The following is a 21,297-nucleotide window of genomic DNA, read 5'->3' as shown; positions in this document are numbered from 1 at the left end:
GAGCAGTTCGCTCACTGTCCCCTAGAACCTGATCCCTGGAACCTAGAACCTTCATGACCCCCCGCCTCTTCATCGACGCCGACGCCTGTCCGGTGAAGGACGAGGTCTATCGCGTGGCGGGCCGCTACGGCCTGCATGTGTTCGTGGTCTCGAACAGCTGGATCAACACCCCGCGCGAGAAGTGGATCGAACAGGTCGTCGTCGACGCCGGCCCGGACATCGCCGACGACTGGATCGCCGAGCGGGCGGGGCCAGGCGACATCGTCATCACCGCCGACATCCCGCTGGCCGACCGCTGTTTGAAGGCCGGCGCCCAGGCGCTGAAGTCGAACGGCCAGCCCTTCACGCCGGACTCCATCGGTTCGGCCCTCGCAGGCCGGATGGTCGGCGAGCACCTGCGCTCCATGGGCGTCGCCACCTCGGGCCCGCCGCCGTTTGGTCCCAAGGACCGCTCCGCCTTCCTGCAGGCGCTGGATCAGGCCGTGGTACGGGCCAAACGGGTGGTTCTGGCGGGGTCGAGGCGGTGACGGTCATCCCCGAGAACGAGCTGGAGTTCCGCTTCTTCCGCGCCGGCGGGCCGGGCGGGCAGAACGTCAACAAGGTCTCGACCGCCGTGCAGATGCGGTTCGACGCCCGCAACTCGCCGTCCCTGACCGAGCCGGTCCGGGCCCGGTTGATGAAGCTGGCGGGCAGCCGGCTGACCCTGGACGGGATCATCCTGATCACCGCCGTCCGCTATCGCACCCAGGAGCGCAACCGCGCCGACGCCGTCGAACGGTTGCAGGGTCTGGTCGACAAGGCCTCGATCGCCCCGGTCTATCGCGTGCCGACCAAACCCACCCGCGCCTCGAAAGAGCGGCGGCTGGAAGGCAAGGCCAAACGCTCGACGATCAAAAGCGGCCGCGGCCGCCCCGGCGCGGACGATTAGCGCCGCGCCTCGGCCCGCTGCTGCAGCGGCGTTTTCGGCAGGCCAGCCAGCATCAATCGGCCGTCGCGGTCCGTATCCAGCGCCAGGAACCAGCGTTGCGTCGCCGCCGTCCACTCCTCGGCGGTGACCCTCTGGTCGACGTTCACATCGGCGGCCTTGACCGGCTGGGGCAGGTTGAAGAAGCCGGCCTCGGCCACGATCCCGTAGCCGCGCGGCCCGCGCGGTCCGCCCTGACGCCGGATGTTGCTTCCACCGCCGGTCTGCGGCGGGGCGAGCCCCAGCGACGCCCCGTTCGGCCGGACGCCCGGTCCGCGACCGCCCCGTCCCGGACCGCCCGCGCCCATGCCGCCGCCAATCTCACGCAGGCTGGCCTCATAGGCCCACAGTTCGGCCTGGCCCAGTCGGCCATCCCGATCGGCGTCGAGGTGATCGAACCACCGGCGACCGTCGGCGGCGAATTCGTCGTACACCACGACGCCGTCCAGATCGGCGTCCGCGCCCAGGAACCAGTCTCCCACCGGCCAAGGCTCGCCCGGCGCCGCCGCGAAGACCTCGCCGAACGGGCTGACAAACAAGGACGGCTGGGCGGGCCGGTTCTCACCCGGACCGCCGAAGGGGCCGCCCGGCCCCATCCCGGGACCAGCGCAGGCGGACAGGGCGACAGCGGACAGCAGTCCAACCCCGAGAGCTTGCATACGGCGCGACGCAGGCCGGTTCGATGCGGCGTCATGTTCGCGCATGGCGGACTCCCGATAGTAGAAGGGCGGGGCTATTCCGCCGGACGGAACAACAGGGCGGCGACCTTGTCGGCCTCGTTGAAGCCGATCACCCACTGGGTCGCAGCGTTGGTGAAGGTCACGGCGAACAGATCCGCGCCGTTCTGGTTGCCGACGAAGTCAACCGCCTGCACCGGACCGAAGCCGGCGATCAGGGGCTGGATGGCGGTTTCCTGTTCACGCACCCGGGCGGCCAGATCGTCGCTCATCAACGAATAGTCGATCGTGCCCGCCTGGGCGCCGGCGATGATCTCGCGCAGCACGTCTTCGGCCCGGGGGTTGGCGGGAGCCAAAGCGGCCGGAGCGGCCGCGATAACCGGGGCGGCCACGCGCGCCGCCGGGGCGGGGGCGTCGAAACTGTTGGGCATCGACGCGGCGGCGACCTGGGCCTGGGCCGCAGCGGGAAGAAGCAGGAGGGCGGCGGCGATCAAAAGCGGCTTCATGGGGTCGTCTCCAGTACTGGGATCAGACGATGGAGGGCCAAAGCGACAGAACAAGGGCGGCCGCGGCCGCGGACATTGCAAGCGTGACACAGACGATCACCCATGCCGGCGTATGCGCCTCGCGGATGACTACCGTCTGTGGCTGCGGCGGGTTCTGGGCCAGCCGGGCCAACGCCTTCAGGGTCGCGCGAATTTCCTCGATCGCGTCACGCACCTGGGCCTGTGGACCCAGCTCACGGCGAATCCAGCGCTCGACCACCGGACTCGCGGCGGCCCACAGGTCGTGGTCGGGATTCAGCCGCCGCGCCACGCCCTCGACCGAGACCATGGTCTTCTGCAGCAGGATCAGTTCGGGTCGCAGATGCATGTCGAACAGGTCGGTGATCTCGAACAGCTGGCCCAGCAGCCGCCCCATCGACACCTGGGACGCCGCCTTGCCGATCACCGGCTCTCCGACCGCGCGCAGGGCCTGTGCGAAGGCCTCGACCGAGTGTTCGGGCGGCACATAGCCGGCCTCGAAATGCACCCGCGAGATGCGGTCATAATCCCGGCTGAGGAAGCCCCAGAGAATTTCCGCCAGATAGCGGCGCTCGGCCGGCCCCAGCCGGCCGACGATGCCGAAGTCGATCGCCGTCAGCTCGGCGGGAGCGTGGCAGAACAGGTTTCCCTCGTGCAGGTCGGCGTGGAAGGTCCCGTGATCCAGCGCCTGGGTCAGGAAGGCGCGCACGACATTGTCGGCCAGGGCGTTGCGGTCCAGTCCCGGCTGGTCGGCGGCGGCAGCGTCAGTCATCGCCATGCCGGGGGCCCATTCCAGCGTCAGCACCCGTTTGCCGACCCCGTCCCAGATCACTGCGGGCGCGGTCATATGGCCGCCGGCCGCGGCGTCCCTGTCCATGATGTCCTTGAGCTCGGACGCCGCGGCGGCCTCCAGCCGCATATCCAGCTCCAGCCGCAGGGTGCGGGCGATGGTCTCGACGAAGGCCGAGGGCTCCAGCCGCCGCGCCAGGGGTACGAAGCGGACGGCGATCCGCGCCGCCAGCCGCATGGAGTCCAGCCCCTGCGCCACCCGCCGCTCGACCCCGGGGCGCAGCACCTTGACCGCCACCTTGCGGCCGTCGGCCAGCCACGCCGGATGGGCCTGGGCCAGCGAAGCCGCGGCCACCGGCGGGCCGAAATCGGTGAACAGGCTCTCGACCGGCCGACCCAGCGACCGTTCGACCTCTCGCCGCGCCTGATCGACCGGGAAGGGCTCAAGCGCGTCCTTCAGCCGGCCCAGATCGCGCGCGAACTCGATGCCGAAGATGTCGGCGCGGGTGGCCAGCACCTGCCCCAGCTTGATCGCCACCGGCCCCAGATGTTCGAACGCCTTGCCCAGCCGCTGCCCGGGACGGCCATCGCGGCCCTCCTTGCCGGCGAAGGCGTGCAGCAGATGCGCCAGCCAGCGGATCCACACCGGCAGCAGGGGGGTGATCTCGCGCGGCGCCAGGGCGTCATGGCGTACCAGCACCCAGCCCCAGCCGAGCAGGCGCAGGGTCGCATCGACCGGATGCCGCACCGGTTCGGCGAGAGGCGGCGGGGGCGCCGTCTTGTAGTCGGCGGGACTGGTCAGATCGCCCACCCGTGATGGATGGCTGCGACTCCGCCCGATAGATTGGTCACGGTCACCCGGCTGAATCCGGCGGTCTCGATCATGCCCTTGAAGGTCGTCTGGTCGGGGAAGCGGCGAATGCTCTCGACCAGATACTGATAGCTGTCGCGATCGCCGGCGACCCAGCCGCCGATGCGCGGAATGGCGTGGAACGACCAGGCGTCATAGGCCTTGCGGATCGCCGAGGCCGTGGGCCGCGAGAACTCCAGACACAGAAACCTCCCGCTGGGTTTGAGCACCCGCCGCGCCTCGCGCAGGGCCTGCGGAATGTCGGCCACATTGCGGATGCCGAAACTGATCGAATAGGCGTCGACCGAGGCGTCCGGCAGCGGCAGGGCCATGGCGTCCCCGACCGTCCATTGCATCTCCGGCTCGCCGCCCTTGTGCACCCCGGCCATGATCATTTCAGCGTTGTAGTCCAGCACGATGACCGAGGCGTCTTCCCCCCCACGCCGCGCCTGCGCCGCCCGCGCCATCTTCGCATAGCGCCGCGCCATGTCGCCGGTGCCGCCGGCGACGTCGAGGATGGTCTCGCCTGGCCGCGGATTCAGCTTGGCCGACGCCGCATCCTTCCAGAGCCGGTGCACGCCCCCGCTCATCAGGTCATTCATCAGGTCGTAGCTGGAGGCCACGCTGTCGAACACGCCACGGACCAGTTGCACCTTCTCCTTCGCATCGACATCGCGAAAGCCGAAGGAGGAGGTCTTGTCGGAAGGCGCGGCCGTGTCGATCATGGGCGCGGTCTAGCGCGTCGGCGCCCTGCCGTCACCGGGCCGCGTGGTCGCGGTTGCAAGGCGTCGTCGGTGGACCCCTGTCCTGGGACGCGGAACGCCGAGGTCCTTCATCAGGCTCCGGATCGCGCCGTAGCAACCGCAGGCGGCGGCCTCCAGCGCCTTGCGGTCCGTGATCTCGACCCAGCCGCGGCCGCGACGGATCAGCCCCTTGTCGACCAGCAGGGTTCCCACCTCCGACACCGTGGCGCGGCGTACGCCCAGCATCCCGGCGATATCGGCCTGGGTCAGGTCGAAACGGTCGCTTTCGGCGCGGTCGTGGATGGTCAGCAGCCAGCGCGCCAGCCGCTCGTCCAGCCGGTGCTGGGCGTTGCAGGCCGCCGTTTGCTGCACCTGGGCGAACAGGCCTTCGGTGAATTTCGCCAGCGCCATGCGCATCGCCTCGCTCTCGTGCAGGGCGTCCGCGAAGACATCCGCGGGACAGCAGGCCGACACGCCTTCCACCTGGGCGATGGCCCGGCTGGCGGCGCGGGCGTTCATCGGCCCGCAGGTGACGCCGACCAGACCTTCCCGGCCGATGGCGGCGGTTTCGATCATCCGGTCGTCGTCGAGAATGGTCATCAGCGACACCACCCCGCTCATCGGGAACCAGACCTCCTCGACCGCCTCGCCGGCGTCGTACAGCATCTCACCCTGGGCGAAGGGCCGCACATGCAGATGGGGTTCGATTCTCGCCCGGTCGGCGGGGTCGAGCGCGGCGATCCACATATTGTCCAAGGCGGACTCCCGTCGTGAAGGGTGACGCCCGGTAACGCCCAAGCTTCACCGCGCGTTCCGTAGCGCTTGTGGAGGCCCGACGGGCGCGATACGGCGAAGGATGCAGGAGGACGCCATGGCCGACCGGATTGACGTTGCGGAAGCTCTGAAAGGCCTGCCGTTTTGGCGCGAGCATGAGGGCGAGCGCCCCGCGATCGCCCGCAGCCTGACCTTCGCCGACTTCAACGCCGCCTTCGGCTTCATGACCCGCGTCGCCCTTCTGGCCGACAAGGTCGACCACCATCCGGAATGGTCGAACGTCTACAATCGGGTCGAGGTCCTGCTGACTACACACGACGCCGGCGGCGTCACCGACAAGGACGTGAACATGGCCCGCTTCATCGATGAAGCGGCCGGCGCGATGGGAGCGAAATGATGGCGGGCAGGGCGGGACGGGTCGCGGGCAAAAAGGCCCTGATCACCGGCGCGGCCGGCGGGCTGGGCGAGGCCATGGCCTGGATGCTGGCCCGCGAGGGCGCGAAGGTCGCCGTCACCGACGTCAATCTGGCCGGCGCGCGGACGCTCGCCGACGCGATCAACGCCGAGGTCCCCGGCTCGACCTTCGCCTTCCAGCATGACGTCGCGAAAGAGGACCAGTGGGTCACGGTCATCGACGGAGCCGTCAAGGCGATGGGCGGCCTGTCCATCCTGGTCAACAACGCCGGCGTCGGCGACGTCCTGGCCTTCGTCGAGCAGGATACGGTCGCGTCCTGGCAGCGGCAGTTCGAGATCAACCTGTTGTCGATCATGCTGGGCTGCAAACACGCCATGCCCCACCTGCGGGCCTGTGCGCCAGCTTCGATCATCAACATCTCCTCGATCGCCGGCCTCGCCGCCGCGCCGGGCATGGGCGCCTACAACGCCACCAAGGCGGGCGTGTGGATGTACTCCAAGACCGTTGCGCTTGAGGCCGCCAAGATGGACTGGAACGTGCGCTGCAACTCGGTGCACCCGGTCTTCATCAAAACCCCGATTCTCGACCCCTTCATCGCCATGGCCGGCGGCGACGAGGCCAAGGCCCACGAACGCCTCAGCCGCGGCATCCCCCTGAAGCGGATCGGCGAGCCGAACGACGTGGCTTACTGCGTCCTCTACCTCGCCTCGGACGAATCCAAATTCGTCACCGGCGCCGAGTTCAAGATCGACGGCGGCATGCTGGCGCAATAGCGACGCGGGCGTCGCTATTGCCTGGCCTGTTGGCCCGCGGTCGTCGGCCCTTCGGGACCTCCCGACCCGACGCGGGCTGAGCTAGGGCGCCAGATCCGCCGGCAATATCTGGCTCGACAGCAGGGTCTCCATGGTCTCCCACCGGTCCGGACCCTGCCGCTCGACCCAGGCCTGCACCACATCGCGGCCGAGGCCGTAGTTGATGATGTAGCTGCGGTAGGTGTCGATGAAGCGCAGCCGCTGGGTCGCCTTGGCCTCATCCGCCAGGGTGTATTTCATCAGCCGCCGGATCGCCTCGGCCCGCTCGATCCGCCCCGCCAGCCAGTCGTCGGCGATGGTGTATTCCGCCCGCGCCAGCCGCCGCGTCAGCGCGCCCAGCTGCGCCTTCTTGTCCGCCGTCGAAGGATCAAGGCCGGCCAGCGGGAACAGCACGTCGCGCTCGAACGCCGTGCCCTCCTCGCCCGGGAAGGCCAGGTCGATGCCGTAGTTGGCGCTGCCCTCGGCCACGAACGACATGGGCGAGAACAGCGGATAGACGCTCATCTCGACCCAGCCGCGCTCGCGCACGAATGTCTGTTCCAGCAGGGCGTTATAGACGTGATGGCCCGGATAGGCCTCGTGGCAGCCCAGATCGATGGCCCGCTCGGTATAGATGGGGAAGTCCGCGTTGATCTCGATCCGGCTGGCCGCGCCGCCCAGATAGTAGTTGTAGCCCGACCACGGCTTGTCGCCGACGAAGCTGAGCGTGAACCGCTCATTGGCCGGCAGGGTGATGTGGCGCACCGTCCGCGCCCGGCATTCGGCGATGGCGGCGTCCATCACGGCCTGCAGCCGGTCGGCGGGGATCACATAGTGCGACTTGAAGGCCGTGACCCGCTCGGTCAGCGTGCCCTCGCCCGGCAGCAGGGCGTCGATCTCGGCCAGGACGGGGTCGAAGCTCTCGAGGGGGCGCAGCTCGGGCCGGATGCCGAACAGGGCCTCGGCCTCGTCCGCGAAACTCATCTTCTCGCCCGACAACATCCTCAGCCGCGCCGAGGCCGCCGAGACATGGGCGATCAGATATTTGCGCCGTTGGATCTCCGCGGGGGTCATGGCCGACGGGCCGTTGCGGTCGAGATCCGCCAGCCGGCTGGACAGGTATGCGGCGCGCTGGATCAACTGGGCCGCTGTCTCGGTCTCCGCCTTCGCCGCCGCCTGCCATTCGGCCGGGCCGTAATAGGCGTCGACATAGCCGGGCTCGAGCTCGCCGATGTCGAGGATCAGGTGGACATAGGACTCCGCGATGGCGCCGAGGCTGTCCGGGGCGACGCCGGGATGGCCGGTGGTCACATCGTCCGGCGCCGTGGTGCAGGCCCCCACAAGCATCAGCAGGCTGAACAGAAAGGCGCGCATCGGGACCTCCATCATCGAAGCGAGGCGCACGCTAGATCACGACGCGCCGGCCCGAACCTTACAAATCGTCCAGAATGGCCCAAGGTTCATCCCGGCGTTCATCCCGGCGTTCAGTCGGCGCATTCGGGATTGAGGGCGGGCCGCTCCTGCTGTAAGGCCCTTCGTCCGGCGTTTCGCCGCCAGACGCACCCGTAGCTCAGCTGGATAGAGTACTGCCCTCCGAAGGCAGGGGTCACAGGTTCGAATCCTGTCGGGTGCGCCATTTTCTTCCCCCCAGCCGGAGCCGCGCGTGACCGACGCCCTTCCGACCCTGCCCCAAGGCCAGCCCATGGGCCAGCCCGTCGGGCGCGTCATCGCCATGCCGGCGGACACCAATCCCGAGGGCGACATCTTCGGCGGCTGGCTGCTGGCGCATATGGATCTGGCCGGCGCGACCCCGGCGTTCGAACTGGCCCAGGGGCGGTGCGTGACCATCGCCCTGGACGGCATGGTCTTCCATCGGCCCGTCTCGGTCGGCGACGAGGTCTCGATCTACGCCCGCGTGCTCAAGACCGGTCGATCCTCGATCCGGGTCCAGGTCGAGGCGTGGAAACGCCCCCGCAACCACGCCCAGGCCGCCTCGGTGCGCGTCACCGAAGGCGTCTTCACCTATGTGGCCATCGATCAGGACCGCAAGCCGAGGCCGCTGCCCGAGACCGCCGCATAACCCACCGCGACACTGGGAAATCTTGACCTTTGGGGTCCGCCGCCCTACCTCGCGGACATGTCCATCCGTCGCATCCTCACCATTGACAACGCCGCCGACCTGGCGGTGCTGAAGCAAATCTCCACCCCGGTGGAGGGGCCGGTGACCGCTGAGCTGCGCCGTCTGATGGATGACATGCTGGAGACGATGTACGCCGCGCCGGGCATCGGCCTGGCCGCCGTCCAGGTCGGCGACCTCCGCCGCGTCATCGTCATGGACCTGAACGACGCGGTGCTTGAGGGCGACGTCCAGGACGCCGAAGCCGACGAAAGCGAAGAGGCGCAGATCGCGCGCCGCAACCCCCGCCATTACGTCAACCCGGAGATCGTCTGGGCCTCGGACGAGCTCTTCACCTACGAGGAAGGCTGCCTGTCGGTGCCGGAGTATTTCGACAGCGTCGAACGCCCCGCCCGGGTCCGCCTGCGTTACATGACCTATGCCGGAGACACGGTCGAGGAAGAGGCCGACGGCCTCTACGCCGTCTGCATCCAGCACGAGATGGACCACCTCGAAGGCGTCCTGTTCATCGACCACCTGTCCCGGCTCAAGCGCGAACGCGCCGTGGCCCGTGTCAAGAAGAACGCAAGGCTGGCCGCCTGATGGCCAGAATCGCAACACGCCTGAAGCGCGGACGTGACCGGATCATCGACGCCAAAGGTCGTCGCCGCCTGACCCGCAATGAAAAGGTCGGCATCGGCAGCGTCGCCGTGCTTCTGGGCGTCGCGGCGGTCGGCGTGATCGCCGGAGTCCTGCTGGACCGAATGCTCGATTTCGACGACGCCCTTGACACCGGCGGTGAGTGGGACGAAGGCGGCGGCGTTCACACGCGCTGGCAGTAACCGCCATCGGCGTCTAAAGCCTCCCCATGCGCCTCGCCTTCATGGGAACTCCCGACTTCGCCGTGCCCTCGCTGGCCGAGCTGATCGCTTCGGGCCATGAGATCACAGCCGTCTATTCACAGCCGCCGAAGCCGAGAGGCCGGGGCCAGAAGCTGACCCCCTCGCCGGTCCATGCCTTCGCCGAGACCATGGGCCTGCCCGTCTTCACACCCGCCGCGATGAAGTCCGCCGAGGCGATCGAGACCTTCCGCAGCCTTGAGGTCGATGCGGCCTGCGTCGTCGCCTATGGCCAGATCCTCAAGGCCGAGGTGCTCGACGCGCCCCGCCTTGGCTGTTTCAACCTCCACGGCTCGCTGCTGCCCCGGTGGCGCGGCGCGGCCCCGATCCAGCGCGCCATCATGGCTGGCGACCGCCAGACCGGCGTGCAGATCATGCGCATGTCCGAAGGTCTGGACGAGGGCCCGATCCTGCTCTCCGAAGTCCTCGACATCCGCGCGGACGACACCGCCGCCTCCCTCGGCGAGCGCATGTCCCACATCGGCGCCAGCCTGTGGCCGCGCGCCCTGGCCGCCATCGAGCGCGGCGCCGTCGAGGGCACGCCGCAGTCGGGCGAACCGACCTATGCCAGGAAGATCACGCCGGCCGAGGCCCGGATCGACTGGTCCCGCCCCGCCGCCGGGGTGGACGCCCATATCCGCGGCCTGTCGCCCTTCCCCGGCGCCTGGTTCGAGGTTCCGGGCGAAGACGGGCCGGTGCGGATCAAGGTCCTGATGTCGCGAGTGGCGCCGGTCGGCTCCGGCGCGGCCGGTCAGGTGCTGGACGGCGCCCTGTGCATCGCGTGTGGAGATGGCGCGGTCCAGTTGCTTCGGGTTCAGCGCGCGGGCAAGGCCGCCCAGACGCCGGAGGAGATGCTGCGCGGCTTCCCCCTGCCGCCCGGGACGGTGCTCCCTCCCTCAAGCAGCGAGCCCCCGCGGGGCGAGCGATAGGGAGACGCAACATGCCGCGTTATCGGCTCACGCTGGAATACGACGGCTCGGGCTACAACGGCTTCCAGGCCCAGACCGACCAGCCGACGGTGCAGGGCGCCGTCGAGGCGGCGATCACCGCCTTCTGCGGCGAGACCGTGCGCCTCGCGGCCGCCGGGCGCACCGACACCGGGGTCCACGCCACCGGTCAGGTCATCAGCCTCGATCTCGACAAGGACTGGCCGGCGCGGACGGTGATGAACGCCCTCAACGCCCATCTGGTCGGCGAGCGGATCGCCGTGCTGGACTGTGTCGGCGTCGACGGCGACTGGCACGCCCGGTTCTCCGCCACCGGCCGGCGCTATCTGTACCGCATCCTCAACCGCCCCGGACCGCCGGCGCTTGACCACGGCCGGGTCTGGCACATGCGCAAGCCGCTGGACGCCGAGGCCATGCAGTCGGCGGCGCGGGCTCTCGTCGGCCTGCATGACTTCACCACCTTCCGCGATGTGAACTGCCAGTCGAAATCGCCCGAAAAGACTCTCGACGTGGCCCGCGTCTTCCGTGTCGGCGACGAGGTGCATCTGGTCTTCGAGGCGCGCAGCTTCCTGCACCGTCAGGTCCGGTCGATGACCGGAACCCTGACCGAGGTCGGGCTGGGACGCTGGGCGATCGAGGATGTGGCGAGGGCCTTGGTCGCGCGCGACCGGGCGGCCTGCGGACCCGTGGCGCCGTCGCACGGCCTGTACCTGACCGGGGTCGTCTACTGAGATCACGAAAAAGGGCCCGCCGTCCCCGGCGGACCCCCTCCCAAGACAAGGCCGAAGCCTAGTTCTTGGCGTCTTCTGCGCCTGCGGCGACAGCGTCGCCGGCGGCGGAGACGTCGCGGCCCATGCCCGAGATGGTGTTGCAGGCCGACACGGCCAGGGCGGCGGCGACGAGCGTGAGGGTGATGATCTTTTTCATGGGGTGTTCCGTTACAGGCGTTGAACCTTGACCATAAACGCAAGCGTGACCGCGCGGTTGCATGGCCAAGCCGGGGTCTGATCTGCTAACCCCCGCCGAATGAGCCAGCCCGCGAACACCGCCGCCCGCCGCATCGTCGAAACCCTCGTCATGAACGGCATCGACCGCGTCTTCTGCGTGCCGGGCGAAAGCTATCTGGCCGTCCTCGACGCCCTCGCGGATGTTCGGGACAAGATCCAGGTCATCGCCTGCCGCCATGAGGCGGGCGCCGCCAACATGGCCGAGGCTTACGGCAAGCTGACCGGCAAACCGGGCGTCTGCATGGTCACCCGCGGTCCCGGCGCCACCCACGCCTCCATCGGGGTCCACACCGCGCACCAGGACTCCACGCCGATGATCCTGTTCGTCGGCCAGATCGCCCTGACCGACCGCGGCCGCGGCGCCTTCCAGGAGGTCGACTATCGCGAGGTCTTCGGCGGCCTCGCCAAATGGGCGACCGAGATCGAGAGCCCGGAACGCACCGTCGAGGTCGTCGAACGCGCCTTCGCCACCGCCCTGCAAGGCCGGATGGGCCCCGTCGTCATCGCCCTGCCCGAGGACATTCTCTACGCCGACGGCGGCCCCGCCCCGATCCGTCCTGTGACGCCCGCGAAGGCGGCGCTGGACCCCGCCTTCGTCGAACAGGTGCGCGCCCGTCTGGCCAGGGCCGAATGCCCGCTGCTGGTGCTGGGCGGCTCCGGCTGGACCGAGGCGGCCGCGACCGCCATCGGCGACTGGGCCGAGCGGATCGGCCTGCCCGTCACCCTGTCGTTCCGGCGCAAGGACCTGCTGTCCAACGACCGCTCCAACTACGCCGGCGACCTCGGCCTCGGCTGCAATCCGAAATTGACCGCCCGCGCGAAGAACGCCGACCTGATCATCGCCATCGGCGCCCGTCTCGGCGAAAACCCGACCCAGGGCTACACCCTGTTCGAACGGGCCCGTACGGCCGAGACCCTCATCCACATCCATCCCGGCGCCGAGGAGCTGGGCCGGGTCTGGACCCCGCTGATGAGCGCCACCGCCAACAACTCCCTGGCCGCCCACGCCCTGTCCGCAATCGAACCCGGCCGCACCTGGCATGACGAGGCCGCCGCCGCCCACGCCGACTACCAGGCCTTCTCGACCCCCGTGCCGGTGACCGGGGCGGTGAACATGAGCGAATGTATGGCCCACCTCGGCGAGGCGCTGCCGCCGACCGCCATCGTCACCAACGGCGCGGGCAATTTCGCCGCCTGGCTGCATCGCTTCTATCGCCACCGCGCCTGCCGCACCCAGCTGGCCCCGACCTCGGGCGCCATGGGCTACGGCTACCCCGCCGCCATCGCCGCCAAGTCCGTCCATCCCGACCGCGACGTCATCTGCATCGCCGGCGACGGCGACTACCTCATGACCGGCCAGGAGATCGCCACGGCGGTCCAATACGGGATCAATGTCGTGGTGGTCGTGGTCGACAACGGAACCTACGGCACCATCCGCATGCACCAGGAGGGCCACTATCCGGGCGCCGACCGGGTCATCGCCACCGACCTGAAGAACCCCGACTTCGTCAAATACGCCGAGGCCTTCGGCGCCTTCGGCATACGCTGCGAACGCACCGCGGACTTCCCCGCCGCCCTCGCCGCCGCGCGCGCCGCCAGCCGCCCCGCCCTCGTCCACCTGATCACCTCGGCCGAGGACATCGCGCCCAATCGGACGATCACGGGCCTGCGTTCGAAGTAGAGGCGGTGACGGCGGGACCCCGCCCGCCTATGTTCCGCCCATGACCGACGCCGCAGCCGAAACCACCGACCGCCCCCTCACCCAGGACGGCCCCGCCGTGCGGCTGTGGATGATCGACGCCTCGGCCTACATCTTCCGCGCCTATCACGCCCTGCCGCCCCTGACGCGCAAGTCCGACGGCCTGCCCGTCGGCGCCGTGCAGGGCTACTGCAACATGCTGTGGAAGCTGATCCGCGACATGAAGGGCGACGACGGCCCGACCCATCTGGTCGCCGTCTTCGACCATTCGGAGAAGACCTTCCGCAATGAGATGTACGACCTCTACAAGGCCAACCGCAGCGCCCCGCCCGAGGACCTGATCCCGCAATTCCCGCTGGTGCGTGAGGCCACCGCCGCCTTCGGCGTCCACTGCGTCGAACTGCCGGGATACGAAGCCGACGACCTGATCGCCACCTATGCCTGCAAGGCCCGCGACGCCGGCGGGCAGGCCGTCATCGTCTCGTCCGACAAGGACCTGATGCAGCTGATCGGCCCCTCGGTTGTCATGTGGGACCCGATGAAGGAGCGCCGCCTCGCCGAGGAGGCGGTGTTCGAGAAATTCGGCGTCACCCCCGACAAGGTGGTCGAGGTCCAGGCCCTGATCGGCGACAGCGTCGACAACGTCCCCGGCGCCCCCGGCATCGGCCCCAAGACCGCCGCCCAGCTGATCGGCGAATACGGCGACCTCGACACGCTTCTGGCCCGCGCCGGCGAGATCAAACAGCCCAAACGCCGCGAGACCCTGATCGAGTTCGCCGACCAGATCCGCCTGTCGCGTGAGCTGTGCCGCCTCGACTGCAGCGCCCCCGCCCCCGAGCCGATCGACGACTTCATCGTCCGCGACCCCGACCCCGAGGCCCTCGCCGCCTTCCTCGACAAGATGGAGTTCCGTGGCCTTCGCGCCCGCGTCGGCGACGGCAGGGCCCCAGTGAAAGACGGCACGGCCTTTGTCGCCCGCCCGAAAGTCCCCGTCGCCCCGGTCGCCACGCCCCGCTACGGCCAGGTCGCCGCCGGCCCTTCCGACGTCCAGACCTTCGACACCGAGGCCTATCACTGCGTCCAGAGCCTCGAAGACCTCGACGCCTGGATCGCCCGCGCCACCGAGGCCGGGATCGTCGGCTTCGACACCGAGACCGACGCCCTCTCAGCCACCCACGCCGGCCTGTGCGGCGTGTCCCTCGCCATCGGTCCCAGCGACGCCTGCTATATCCCTCTAACCCACCAGCATGCTCCGTCGCCTGACGCCGGCGGCCTCGACTTCGGCGGCGAGACCGGGCAGCGCGAACCCCTCACCCAGATCGACAAGGCCGCGGCCCTGGCCAGGCTCAAAACGCTGCTGGAGAACCCCGCCGTCCTCAAGGTCACCCAGAACGGCAAATACGACCTCGCCGTCATGGCGCAGCGGGGCATCCGCGTCGCCCCGATCGACGACACCATGCTGATCTCCTACGTCCTCGAGGGCGGGCTGCACGGCCACGGCATGGACGAGCTGGCCCGGCTCCACCTCGGCCACGATCCCATCGCCTTCAAGACCGTCGCCGGCGTCGGCAAGGCCCAGAAGAGCTTCAAACACGTCGAGCTGAAGCCGGCCACCTGCTACGCCGCCGAGGACGCCGACGTGACCCTGCGGCTGTGGCATATCCTCAAGCCGCGGCTGGCCGAGCAACACCTCGTCACCGTCTATGAGACGCTGGAGCGCGGCATGCCCGCGGTGCTGGCCGACATGGAGCGGGCCGGCGTCCGCGTCGATCCCGACCGCCTCAAACGCCTGTCGTCCGAGTTCGGCCTGCGCATGGCCGAGCTGGAGGCCCAGGCCCATCAGATGGCCGGCCGCCCGTTCAACATCGGTTCCCCGCGCCAGATCGGCGACATCCTGTTCGGCGAGATGGCCCTGACCGGCGGCAAGAAGACCGCCAGCGGCCAGTGGGAGACCGGCGCCGCCACGCTCGAGACCCTCGCCCTGACCCACGACCTGCCGCGCGTCCTGCTCGACTGGCGCCAGCTGGCCAAGCTGAAGGGCACCTATACCGACGCCCTGATCGAGGCCGCCGACAAGACCACCGACCGCGTCCACACCTCCTACCAGCTGGCCGCCGCCACCACCGGCCGCCTCGCCTCGTCCGACCCCAATCTGCAGAACATCCCGATCCGCACCGAGACCGGCCGCCAGATCCGCCAGGCCTTCATCGCCGCCCCCGGCCATGTCCTGATCAGCGCCGACTACAGCCAGATCGAGCTGCGCCTGCTGGCCCATATCGGCGACATCCCCGAGCTCAAGCGCGCCTTCGCCGCCGGCATCGACATCCACACCGCCACGGCCAGCGAGATGTTCGGCGTCCCCGTCGACCAGATGGACCCCGAGACCCGCCGCCGCGCCAAGGCGATCAATTTCGGCATCGTCTACGGCATCAGCGCCTTCGGCCTGGCCGCCCAGCTGAACATCGACCAGGGCGAGGCCGGCGCCTACATCAAGACCTATTTCGAGCGCTTCCCCGGCATCCGCACATACATGGACGCCACCAGGGCCCAGGTGCGCGAGACCGGCATGGTCTCGACCGTCTTCGGCCGCCGCATCCACATCCCCGCCATCCATTCCAAGTCGGGGGCCGAGCGCCAGTTCGGCGAACGCGCCGCCATCAACGCCCCCATCCAGGGCGCCGCCGCCGACATCATCCGCCGCGCCATGATGCGGATGCCGGGGGCGCTGGTTGAGGCCGGCCTCTCAACCCGCATGCTGCTTCAGGTCCACGACGAACTGGTCTTCGAGGCCCCGGAAGCGGAGGCCGACCGCGCCATCGTGGTGATCAAGCGGACCATGGAGGGGGCGGCGGAACCGGCCGTGGCGCTGACGGTGCCGCTGGTGGTGGATGCGCGGGCGGCGGGGAACTGGGATGAGGCGCATTGACCTGAGGGGGCGCTAACACTCGCGACGCGGTCGCTCGCTGCTTGAGCGAGAGGGCGAACCTTGACCGAAGGTTGCTTTTTTGTTCTCCTGCGGCATGACCGGAATCGAAAGCGCCGACCCTCATCGCCAGTCGTTCGAGTCCATTCGCGAGGAAGAGGACGGCGTTGAGTACTGGCTGGCGCGCCAACTGGCTCCAGTGCTCGGCTACGAGAAATACGACAACTTCCTTCAGGTCGTGCGGAAAGCGCGCGTCGCCTGTGCGCAGGCAGGGTTGAGCGAGGCGGACCATTTTGCCGACATCGGGAAAATGGTCGATATCGGTTCTGGCGCACGGCGTGAGATCGCCGACATCCGTCTATCCCGCTACGCCTGCTACCTGGTTGTCCAGAACGGCGACCCGTCCAAGCCCGTCATCGCCGAAGGCCAGACCTATTTCGCGGTCCAAACCCGGCGTCAGGAGATTCAGGACGACCCCGCCTTCGGCGCACTGTCCGAAGAGGAACGCCGCCTGATGCTCCGCCGCGAGATGGCGCACCACAACACCGCCCTCGCCTCCGCCGCCAGCCAGGCCGGCGTAACCAGCGGCCTCGACTATGCGGTGTTCCAGGACCACGGCTATCGCGGCCTGTACGGCGGCCGGACCATGCGCGACATCCACGCGCACAAAGGACTGAAGAAGAGCCAGAAGATCCTCGACCACATGGGCTCGACCGAACTGGCCGCCAACCTGTTCCGTGCCACCCAGACGGAGGAAAAGCTGCGGCGCGACGGGGCGCGCACCCGGGCACAGGCCAACGACATCCACTTGGCTGTGGGCAAGAAGGTCAGGGCGACGATCGGCGAACTGGGCGGCGTCATGCCGGAGCATCTGCCGACGCCTGACACCAGCATTCAGCAGTTGGAGCGGAAGAAGGCAAAGGCGCTGAAGGGGACGGAGGATTAGGGCGTCGAGCGCGGGTGACGGGGGAACTGAGACGAGGCGCACCGAGCTTGATCCGACTCCTGCGGGACGACATCCTTGGGGCACGTGATATTGTAGCCGCTGTGCTATCGCAGGAATTCTAGGAACAATAGACCAGCCAGCGGTTGGCGATGATCGCGCCGACCGTGGGGCCCGCCTGTCTCCAATCGTCAGCCGTGTAGCGGTCGTGATTACGCGTCATGCAGGTCCGGGACGGCCAGGGCGTCGTCGGGACGCGAAGCGTCCCTCCTCCACCCAAGCCGCCGCAGGTCGATCCGCGCGGCCTGTTGCAGGATGGCGCCGGGGCAGGCGCGCTCGATCTCGGACAGCAGGGTCCCGATGCCGGCGCGGCCGTCGGCGCTGGTCAGGTCAAGGCCCTCCAGGGCCTCAAGCAGGCGGGCGGCGATGGCCCTGGGGTCTTCGGCCGGCATGGATTGTATCCCTTGTTTCAACACCGCCGACCCGGGATGATCCAGCCGCTCGCAGCGGGCGGAGTCAATCTCTGCGTTCGTGATTTGTTCTTTTTAACCACAAGGGAGCCCGGGCGTCGGCCCGCCTCAAAACGCTATCGTCATTCCGGGCGGAGAGGCGCGCAGCGGCTCGGAGACCCGGAACCCAGCGGCGCGCGTGAGCGCGAACCTGTCGGGAGCGCGGTGTTTGACGCTTCGCGCCGCCCGTTGGTCGCCGCCGTCGCGGCGCCGCCGGGTTCCGGGTCTCGGCTTCGCCTCGCCCGGAATGACGATAGCGATAGCGAAGGTCGATTTTCAGGCGGGGCGGGGGTTTGCGGCGATTACCCTCGCACCGGTCCGGGCGGGGGTAGACTCCGCGGATGCCGCCGCCACGCCTGCCTTCAACACTCCCGATTCCGCCTCGCCGAGCGGTCGCTTTGGACTCTTTGGACTCTTTGGACCGTGTTTTTCTCGCGACCGGAGCGGACGCAGTGAACGGAGCGGACGGAGCGGACGCAGTGAACGGAGCGGACGGAGCGGACGGAGCGGACGGAGCGGACGCAGTGAACGCTTCGGACGGTGTTTTTTGCTCACTCCGGACGCAGCGATCGCAGCGGACGCAGCGGACGGAGCGAACGCTTCGCACTGTGTTTTTCCGCCCGCGCGCCGCCCGTGCTAAGGCCGCCGCATGACCCCCCGGACCGCGCCCGAAGCCATCGACGTCCTGATCGTCGGCGCCGGCGCGGCCGGGATGATGTGCGCCATCGAGGCCGGGCGGCGCGGGCGCTCGGTCCGCATCCTCGACCACGCCCGGGCGCCGGGCGAGAAGATCCGCATCTCGGGCGGGGGGCGCTGCAACTTCACCAACCTGGGGACCGGGCCGGGCAATTTCCTCGGCGAGAACCCGCGCTTCGCGACCTCGGCCCTGAAGCGGTTCAGCCAGCACGACTTCGTCAAACGGGTGGATCAGGCCGGTATCGCCTGGCACGAAAAGACCCTGGGCCAGCTGTTCTGCGATGACTCGGCCAAACAGATCATCCGTATGCTGACCGACGACATGCGGGCGGCGGGCGTGGCGCTGTCGCTGGGCGTCTCGGTCGAGCGGGTTGCGCGGGTCGGCGACGGCTATGAGGCCGCCCTGTCGGACGGCTCGGTGGTCCGCAGCCGCTCGCTGGTGCTGGCCACGGGCGGCAAGTCGATCCCGAAGATGGGGGCGACGGGCTGGGCCTATGACGCCGCGCGCGGCTTCGGCCTGCGGGTCACCGACACCCGCCCGGCGCTGGTCCCCCTGACCTTCGAGGCCGGGTTGCTGGAACAGCTGAAACCGCTGGCGGGGGTCGCCGTCGACGCCGTGGTCCAGGGCGGCGGAACCAGCTTCGCCGAGGCGATGCTGTTCACCCATCGCGGCCTGTCGGGCCCCGCCATCCTCCAGATCAGCTCCTACTGGCGCGAGGGCGAGGCCATCACCGTCGCCATGGCCCCCGGCGAAGCCGTCTACGACCGCCTCAAGGCGGCCAGGGAGGAGAACGGCAAACAGATGGTGCACACGGCGCTGGGCCACATCATCCCCCGCCGCCTCGCCGAAAGCATCTGCGAGCGCGAGGCCGTCCGGGGCAAGCTGGCCGAGGTCGGCGACAAGACCCTGCGCCGCCTCGACGCCGCCGTGAACGCCTGGACCGTCAAGCCCGTCGGCTCCGAAGGCTACCGCACCGCCGAGGTCACCCTGGGCGGGGTCGCGACCGACCAGCTGGACCAGCTGACCATGGCGGCGAAGACCGTGCCGGGCCTGTACGTCATCGGCGAGGCCGTCGACGTCACCGGCTGGCTGGGCGGCTACAATTTCCAGTGGGCCTGGTCGTCGGGCTGGGCGGCGGGGCAGGCTTGCTAGGTTCTAGGGGCCAGGGATTAGGTGCTAGGGAAGCTCCCCAGCCATCGGCTTCTGTCCCTGATCCTTGATCCCCCCGCTCTTCCCTGGTCCCCAGAACCTAACCCCTAGAACCTTCCATGCCCTTCACCGCCACCGTCCTGACCATGTTCCCCGAGGCGTTTCCGGGGCCGCTCGGCGTGTCGCTGATCGGCACGGCGTGGCGTGAGCGCGGGCTCTGGAGCCTTGATACGGTTGACATTCGGGCCTTTTCCACAGATACGCGCGGCTTCCTGGACGACACCCCCGCGGGTGGCGGCCCGGGAGCCGTGCTCAAGGCGGACGTGGTGGCGAGGGCGCTCGATAGCGTATCCGGGCCGCCTCGGCCGCTTTTGTACATGAGCGCCCGGGGTCGGCCCCTGACCCAGGCGCGCGTCAAGGAATGGGCCAAGGCCGACGGCGTTACGGTGCTGTGCGGCCGGTTCGAGGGGGTGGATCAGCGCGTGCTCGATGCGCGCGGGTTCGAGGAGGTCTCCGTCGGAGACGCGGTGCTCGCCGGCGGCGAGGCGGCGGCCATGGTGGTGATCGAGGCGTGCGTAAGACTGCTGCCCGGCGTCCTCGGCCAAGCGGACAGTCTCAGTAGCGAGAGTTTCGAGGACGGACTTCTGGAGCATCCGCAGTACACGCGACCGCGGACGTTCGAGGGGCTGGAGATACCCGAGGTGCTTCTGTCGGGCGACCACAAGAAGGTCGCACAATGGCGCGAAGAGCAGCGGCGAGAGACGACCCGGGCGCGGCGGCCAGACCTCTGGACGGCGCATCTGGACAAGACAAATGCGGGACCCGGGCCCGCCAAATCACAGCTAAAGGGCGCAAAAGCCCGAGGAGAATAGAATGAACATCCTTCAGACGATCGAAGCCGAAGAAAAAGCCCGCCTGGTCGCCCAACGCGCTATCCCCGACTTCCAGCCCGGCGACACGCTGCGGGTCATGGTCAAGATCAAGGAAGGCGAGCGCGAACGCATCCAAGCCTTCGAGGGCGTCTGCATCGCCCGCGCCGGCGGCGGGATCAACGAGAATTTCACCGTGCGCAAGATCAGCTTCGGCGAGGGTGTCGAGCGCGTCTTCCCGCTGATGTCGCCGAACATCGACGCCATCGAGGTCAAGCGCCGCGGCGTCGTGCGGCGCGCCAAGCTGTATTACCTGCGCGATCGCCGCGGCAAGTCGGCCCGGATCGCCGAAAAGCAGACCGTGCGTCCGGTCAAGGGCGTGGTGGTCCCGGAAACCGGCTCCGCCCGGAAGACTGACGAAACCGAAGCGTAAAGACAAAGGCCCCGGCGAAACCGCCGGGGCCTTTTCTATCCAGGCGGGGGCCTAGTTCGGATAGAGCCGCCCGTCCGCGTCCTTCTGGCCTTCCAGGCTGTGCTTGAGGTCGCGCATCTGGTCGTGGCCGTCCTTCACCGTCGTGTAGGCCCGGCGGATGGTTTCGCGGGTGGTGGAGGAGACGTCCGAGTCCTCAAGGGCCTTTTCGAACTTCGCCTTGATGAAGTCCTCGCCATTCTCGACCGAATTCACCACGGCCTGTTCGTCGCGCAGCAGGGCGTGTTTGACGTCCAGGAAGGCGCGATGGGCCTTGGCGAGGATGGAGCCGTCGTCCTCGGGCTCGCCGCCGAGGCTGCGGACCGTGCCTTGAAGGTCGACGGCCACCTGCTGGCGCTCGAAGCTGCGGGCCTCGAACAGGGAGCGATAGTTGGGCTTGTCGGTTTCCTTCGCGGCTTCGCGATAGCCGTCGGCGCTGTCGATCGTGGTTTCGATCAGGCTGTTGAGAACGTGGATGTCGTGATCGTTAGGGGTGGTCATGGGCAGGCCTTTCACAGCTTCCGGGAGGAGACCTGAAAGCGC

At 68.8% G+C, this 21,297-nt stretch carries 24 protein-coding genes and 1 tRNA gene; 16 read left to right on the top strand and 9 right to left on the bottom strand.

What is annotated here, in order from left to right; genetic code table 11:
- Positions 1 to 53 precede the first annotated feature (53 nt).
- Both ACTIEW_RS12220 and arfB read left to right on the top strand, forming a co-directional pair.
- Positions 54 to 527 (top strand): YaiI/YqxD family protein, encoded by a 474-nt coding sequence (locus ACTIEW_RS12220; protein ID WP_439478174.1) that lies wholly within the window; start codon positions 54 to 56, stop codon positions 525 to 527.
- A complete protein-coding gene (gene arfB, locus ACTIEW_RS12215) occupies positions 524 to 928 on the top strand; it encodes an alternative ribosome rescue aminoacyl-tRNA hydrolase ArfB (RefSeq protein WP_439478173.1) in 405 nt (134 codons plus the stop codon). Before ACTIEW_RS12220 ends, arfB begins: the two co-directional genes overlap by 4 nt.
- Here the strand turns inward: arfB and ACTIEW_RS12210 are convergent.
- From ACTIEW_RS12210 to ACTIEW_RS12190, 5 genes are read right to left on the bottom strand one after another with little or no spacing between them, the layout of a single operon-like run.
- Entirely contained in the window at positions 925 to 1,668 is a 744-nt protein-coding gene (locus ACTIEW_RS12210; RefSeq protein ID WP_439478172.1) for a hypothetical protein, read from the bottom strand. The two genes, arfB and ACTIEW_RS12210, sit on opposite strands and share 4 nt — an antisense overlap.
- 29 nt (positions 1,669 to 1,697) lie before the next feature.
- Positions 1,698 to 2,147, bottom strand: a complete 450-nt coding sequence (locus ACTIEW_RS12205; protein WP_439478171.1) for a hypothetical protein — start codon at positions 2,145 to 2,147, stop codon at positions 1,698 to 1,700.
- A 22-nt stretch (positions 2,148 to 2,169) separates the two neighbouring features.
- Positions 2,170 to 3,765, bottom strand: coding sequence for a 2-polyprenylphenol 6-hydroxylase (gene ubiB / locus ACTIEW_RS12200; protein ID WP_439478170.1), 1,596 nt, complete (start codon positions 3,763 to 3,765; stop codon positions 2,170 to 2,172).
- Entirely contained in the window at positions 3,753 to 4,529 is a 777-nt protein-coding gene (locus ACTIEW_RS12195; RefSeq protein WP_439478169.1) for a class I SAM-dependent methyltransferase, read from the bottom strand. The genes ubiB and ACTIEW_RS12195 overlap by 13 nt, the downstream gene beginning before the upstream one ends.
- A 9-nt stretch (positions 4,530 to 4,538) precedes the next feature.
- Entirely contained in the window at positions 4,539 to 5,294 is a 756-nt protein-coding gene (locus tag ACTIEW_RS12190; RefSeq protein WP_439478218.1) for a Crp/Fnr family transcriptional regulator, read from the bottom strand.
- Between the two features lie 124 nt (positions 5,295 to 5,418).
- Between ACTIEW_RS12190 and ACTIEW_RS12185 the strand changes: the two genes are divergently transcribed.
- Both ACTIEW_RS12185 and ACTIEW_RS12180 read left to right on the top strand, forming a co-directional pair.
- Positions 5,419 to 5,718 (top strand): 4a-hydroxytetrahydrobiopterin dehydratase, encoded by a 300-nt coding sequence (locus tag ACTIEW_RS12185; RefSeq protein ID WP_439478168.1) that lies wholly within the window; start codon positions 5,419 to 5,421, stop codon positions 5,716 to 5,718.
- Entirely contained in the window at positions 5,718 to 6,509 is a 792-nt protein-coding gene (locus ACTIEW_RS12180) for an SDR family oxidoreductase (RefSeq protein ID WP_439478167.1), read from the top strand. The genes ACTIEW_RS12185 and ACTIEW_RS12180 overlap by 1 nt, the downstream gene beginning before the upstream one ends.
- Before the next feature lie 81 nt (positions 6,510 to 6,590).
- Here the strand turns inward: ACTIEW_RS12180 and ACTIEW_RS12175 are convergent, their stop codons facing one another.
- Positions 6,591 to 7,901 carry a hypothetical protein gene (locus tag ACTIEW_RS12175; RefSeq protein ID WP_439478166.1) on the bottom strand — a complete coding sequence of 437 codons (1,311 nt, stop codon included), beginning with the start codon at positions 7,899 to 7,901 and terminating at the stop codon, positions 6,591 to 6,593.
- A 185-nt stretch (positions 7,902 to 8,086) separates the two neighbouring features.
- On the opposite strand from ACTIEW_RS12175, the gene ACTIEW_RS12170 reads away from it, so the two are divergent.
- The 6 genes from ACTIEW_RS12170 (at position 8,087) to truA (ending at position 11,220) form a co-directional block, all read left to right on the top strand.
- Positions 8,087 to 8,163 (top strand) — tRNA-Arg (locus ACTIEW_RS12170).
- A 66-nt stretch (positions 8,164 to 8,229) separates the two neighbouring features.
- Entirely contained in the window at positions 8,230 to 8,607 is a 378-nt protein-coding gene (locus ACTIEW_RS12165) for an acyl-CoA thioesterase (RefSeq protein WP_439478217.1), read from the top strand.
- Positions 8,608 to 8,664: 57 nt separating this feature from the next.
- Positions 8,665 to 9,246 (top strand): peptide deformylase, encoded by a 582-nt coding sequence (def, locus tag ACTIEW_RS12160; protein WP_439478165.1) that lies wholly within the window; start codon positions 8,665 to 8,667, stop codon positions 9,244 to 9,246.
- Positions 9,246 to 9,485 (top strand): hypothetical protein, encoded by a 240-nt coding sequence (locus ACTIEW_RS12155; RefSeq protein ID WP_439478164.1) that lies wholly within the window; start codon positions 9,246 to 9,248, stop codon positions 9,483 to 9,485. Before def ends, ACTIEW_RS12155 begins: the two co-directional genes overlap by 1 nt.
- Before the next feature lie 26 nt (positions 9,486 to 9,511).
- Positions 9,512 to 10,471 (top strand): methionyl-tRNA formyltransferase, encoded by a 960-nt coding sequence (gene fmt, locus ACTIEW_RS12150; RefSeq protein ID WP_439478163.1) that lies wholly within the window; start codon positions 9,512 to 9,514, stop codon positions 10,469 to 10,471.
- A gap of 11 nt (positions 10,472 to 10,482) precedes the next feature.
- Positions 10,483 to 11,220 carry a tRNA pseudouridine(38-40) synthase TruA gene (gene truA, locus ACTIEW_RS12145; RefSeq protein ID WP_439478162.1) on the top strand — a complete coding sequence of 246 codons (738 nt, stop codon included), beginning with the start codon at positions 10,483 to 10,485 and terminating at the stop codon, positions 11,218 to 11,220.
- Positions 11,221 to 11,278: 58 nt separating this feature from the next.
- Here truA and ACTIEW_RS12140 read toward each other — a convergent pair whose 3' ends face one another.
- Positions 11,279 to 11,416, bottom strand: a complete 138-nt coding sequence (locus ACTIEW_RS12140) for an entericidin A/B family lipoprotein (protein WP_439478161.1) — start codon at positions 11,414 to 11,416, stop codon at positions 11,279 to 11,281.
- Between the two features lie 99 nt (positions 11,417 to 11,515).
- On the opposite strand from ACTIEW_RS12140, the gene ACTIEW_RS12135 reads away from it, so the two are divergent.
- The 3 genes from ACTIEW_RS12135 to dinD all read left to right on the top strand — a co-directional run bounded on the left by ACTIEW_RS12135 (position 11,516) and on the right by dinD (position 17,064).
- The gene (locus ACTIEW_RS12135; protein ID WP_439478160.1) at positions 11,516 to 13,177 is read left to right on the top strand and encodes a thiamine pyrophosphate-dependent enzyme; all 1,662 of its coding nucleotides are present in this window, start codon (positions 11,516 to 11,518) and stop codon (positions 13,175 to 13,177) included.
- A gap of 40 nt (positions 13,178 to 13,217) precedes the next feature.
- Complete coding sequence (polA, locus tag ACTIEW_RS12130; protein ID WP_439478159.1) at positions 13,218 to 16,121, top strand: DNA polymerase I; 2,904 nt, start codon at positions 13,218 to 13,220, stop codon at positions 16,119 to 16,121.
- Positions 16,122 to 16,215: 94 nt separating this feature from the next.
- Entirely contained in the window at positions 16,216 to 17,064 is an 849-nt protein-coding gene (gene dinD, locus ACTIEW_RS12125) for a DNA damage-inducible protein D (RefSeq protein WP_439478158.1), read from the top strand.
- Positions 17,065 to 17,273: 209 nt separating this feature from the next.
- Here the strand turns inward: dinD and ACTIEW_RS12120 are convergent, their stop codons facing one another.
- The gene (locus ACTIEW_RS12120) at positions 17,274 to 17,513 is read right to left on the bottom strand and encodes a hypothetical protein (RefSeq protein WP_439478157.1); all 240 of its coding nucleotides are present in this window, start codon (positions 17,511 to 17,513) and stop codon (positions 17,274 to 17,276) included.
- 706 nt (positions 17,514 to 18,219) lie between these two features.
- On the opposite strand from ACTIEW_RS12120, the gene ACTIEW_RS12115 reads away from it, so the two are divergent.
- The 3 genes from ACTIEW_RS12115 to rplS all read left to right on the top strand — a co-directional run bounded on the left by ACTIEW_RS12115 (position 18,220) and on the right by rplS (position 20,718).
- The gene (locus tag ACTIEW_RS12115; protein ID WP_439478156.1) at positions 18,220 to 19,419 is read left to right on the top strand and encodes an NAD(P)/FAD-dependent oxidoreductase; all 1,200 of its coding nucleotides are present in this window, start codon (positions 18,220 to 18,222) and stop codon (positions 19,417 to 19,419) included.
- Positions 19,420 to 19,535: 116 nt separating this feature from the next.
- Positions 19,536 to 20,288: a tRNA (guanosine(37)-N1)-methyltransferase TrmD gene (gene trmD, locus ACTIEW_RS12110; protein WP_439478155.1), complete on the top strand. Its 753-nt coding sequence runs from the start codon at positions 19,536 to 19,538 to the stop codon at positions 20,286 to 20,288.
- Between the two features lies 1 nt (position 20,289).
- Positions 20,290 to 20,718, top strand: a complete 429-nt coding sequence (rplS, locus tag ACTIEW_RS12105; RefSeq protein ID WP_439478154.1) for a 50S ribosomal protein L19 — start codon at positions 20,290 to 20,292, stop codon at positions 20,716 to 20,718.
- A 51-nt stretch (positions 20,719 to 20,769) separates the two neighbouring features.
- Here the strand turns inward: rplS and ACTIEW_RS12100 are convergent, their stop codons facing one another.
- Positions 20,770 to 21,255 carry a PA2169 family four-helix-bundle protein gene (locus ACTIEW_RS12100; protein WP_439478153.1) on the bottom strand — a complete coding sequence of 162 codons (486 nt, stop codon included), beginning with the start codon at positions 21,253 to 21,255 and terminating at the stop codon, positions 20,770 to 20,772.
- Positions 21,256 to 21,297 lie beyond the last annotated feature (42 nt).

The organism is Brevundimonas sp. (assembly GCF_051860745.1).
Lineage (GTDB): Bacteria > Pseudomonadota > Alphaproteobacteria > Caulobacterales > Caulobacteraceae > Brevundimonas.
This window is presented reverse-complemented; position numbering and strand designations above follow the sequence as displayed.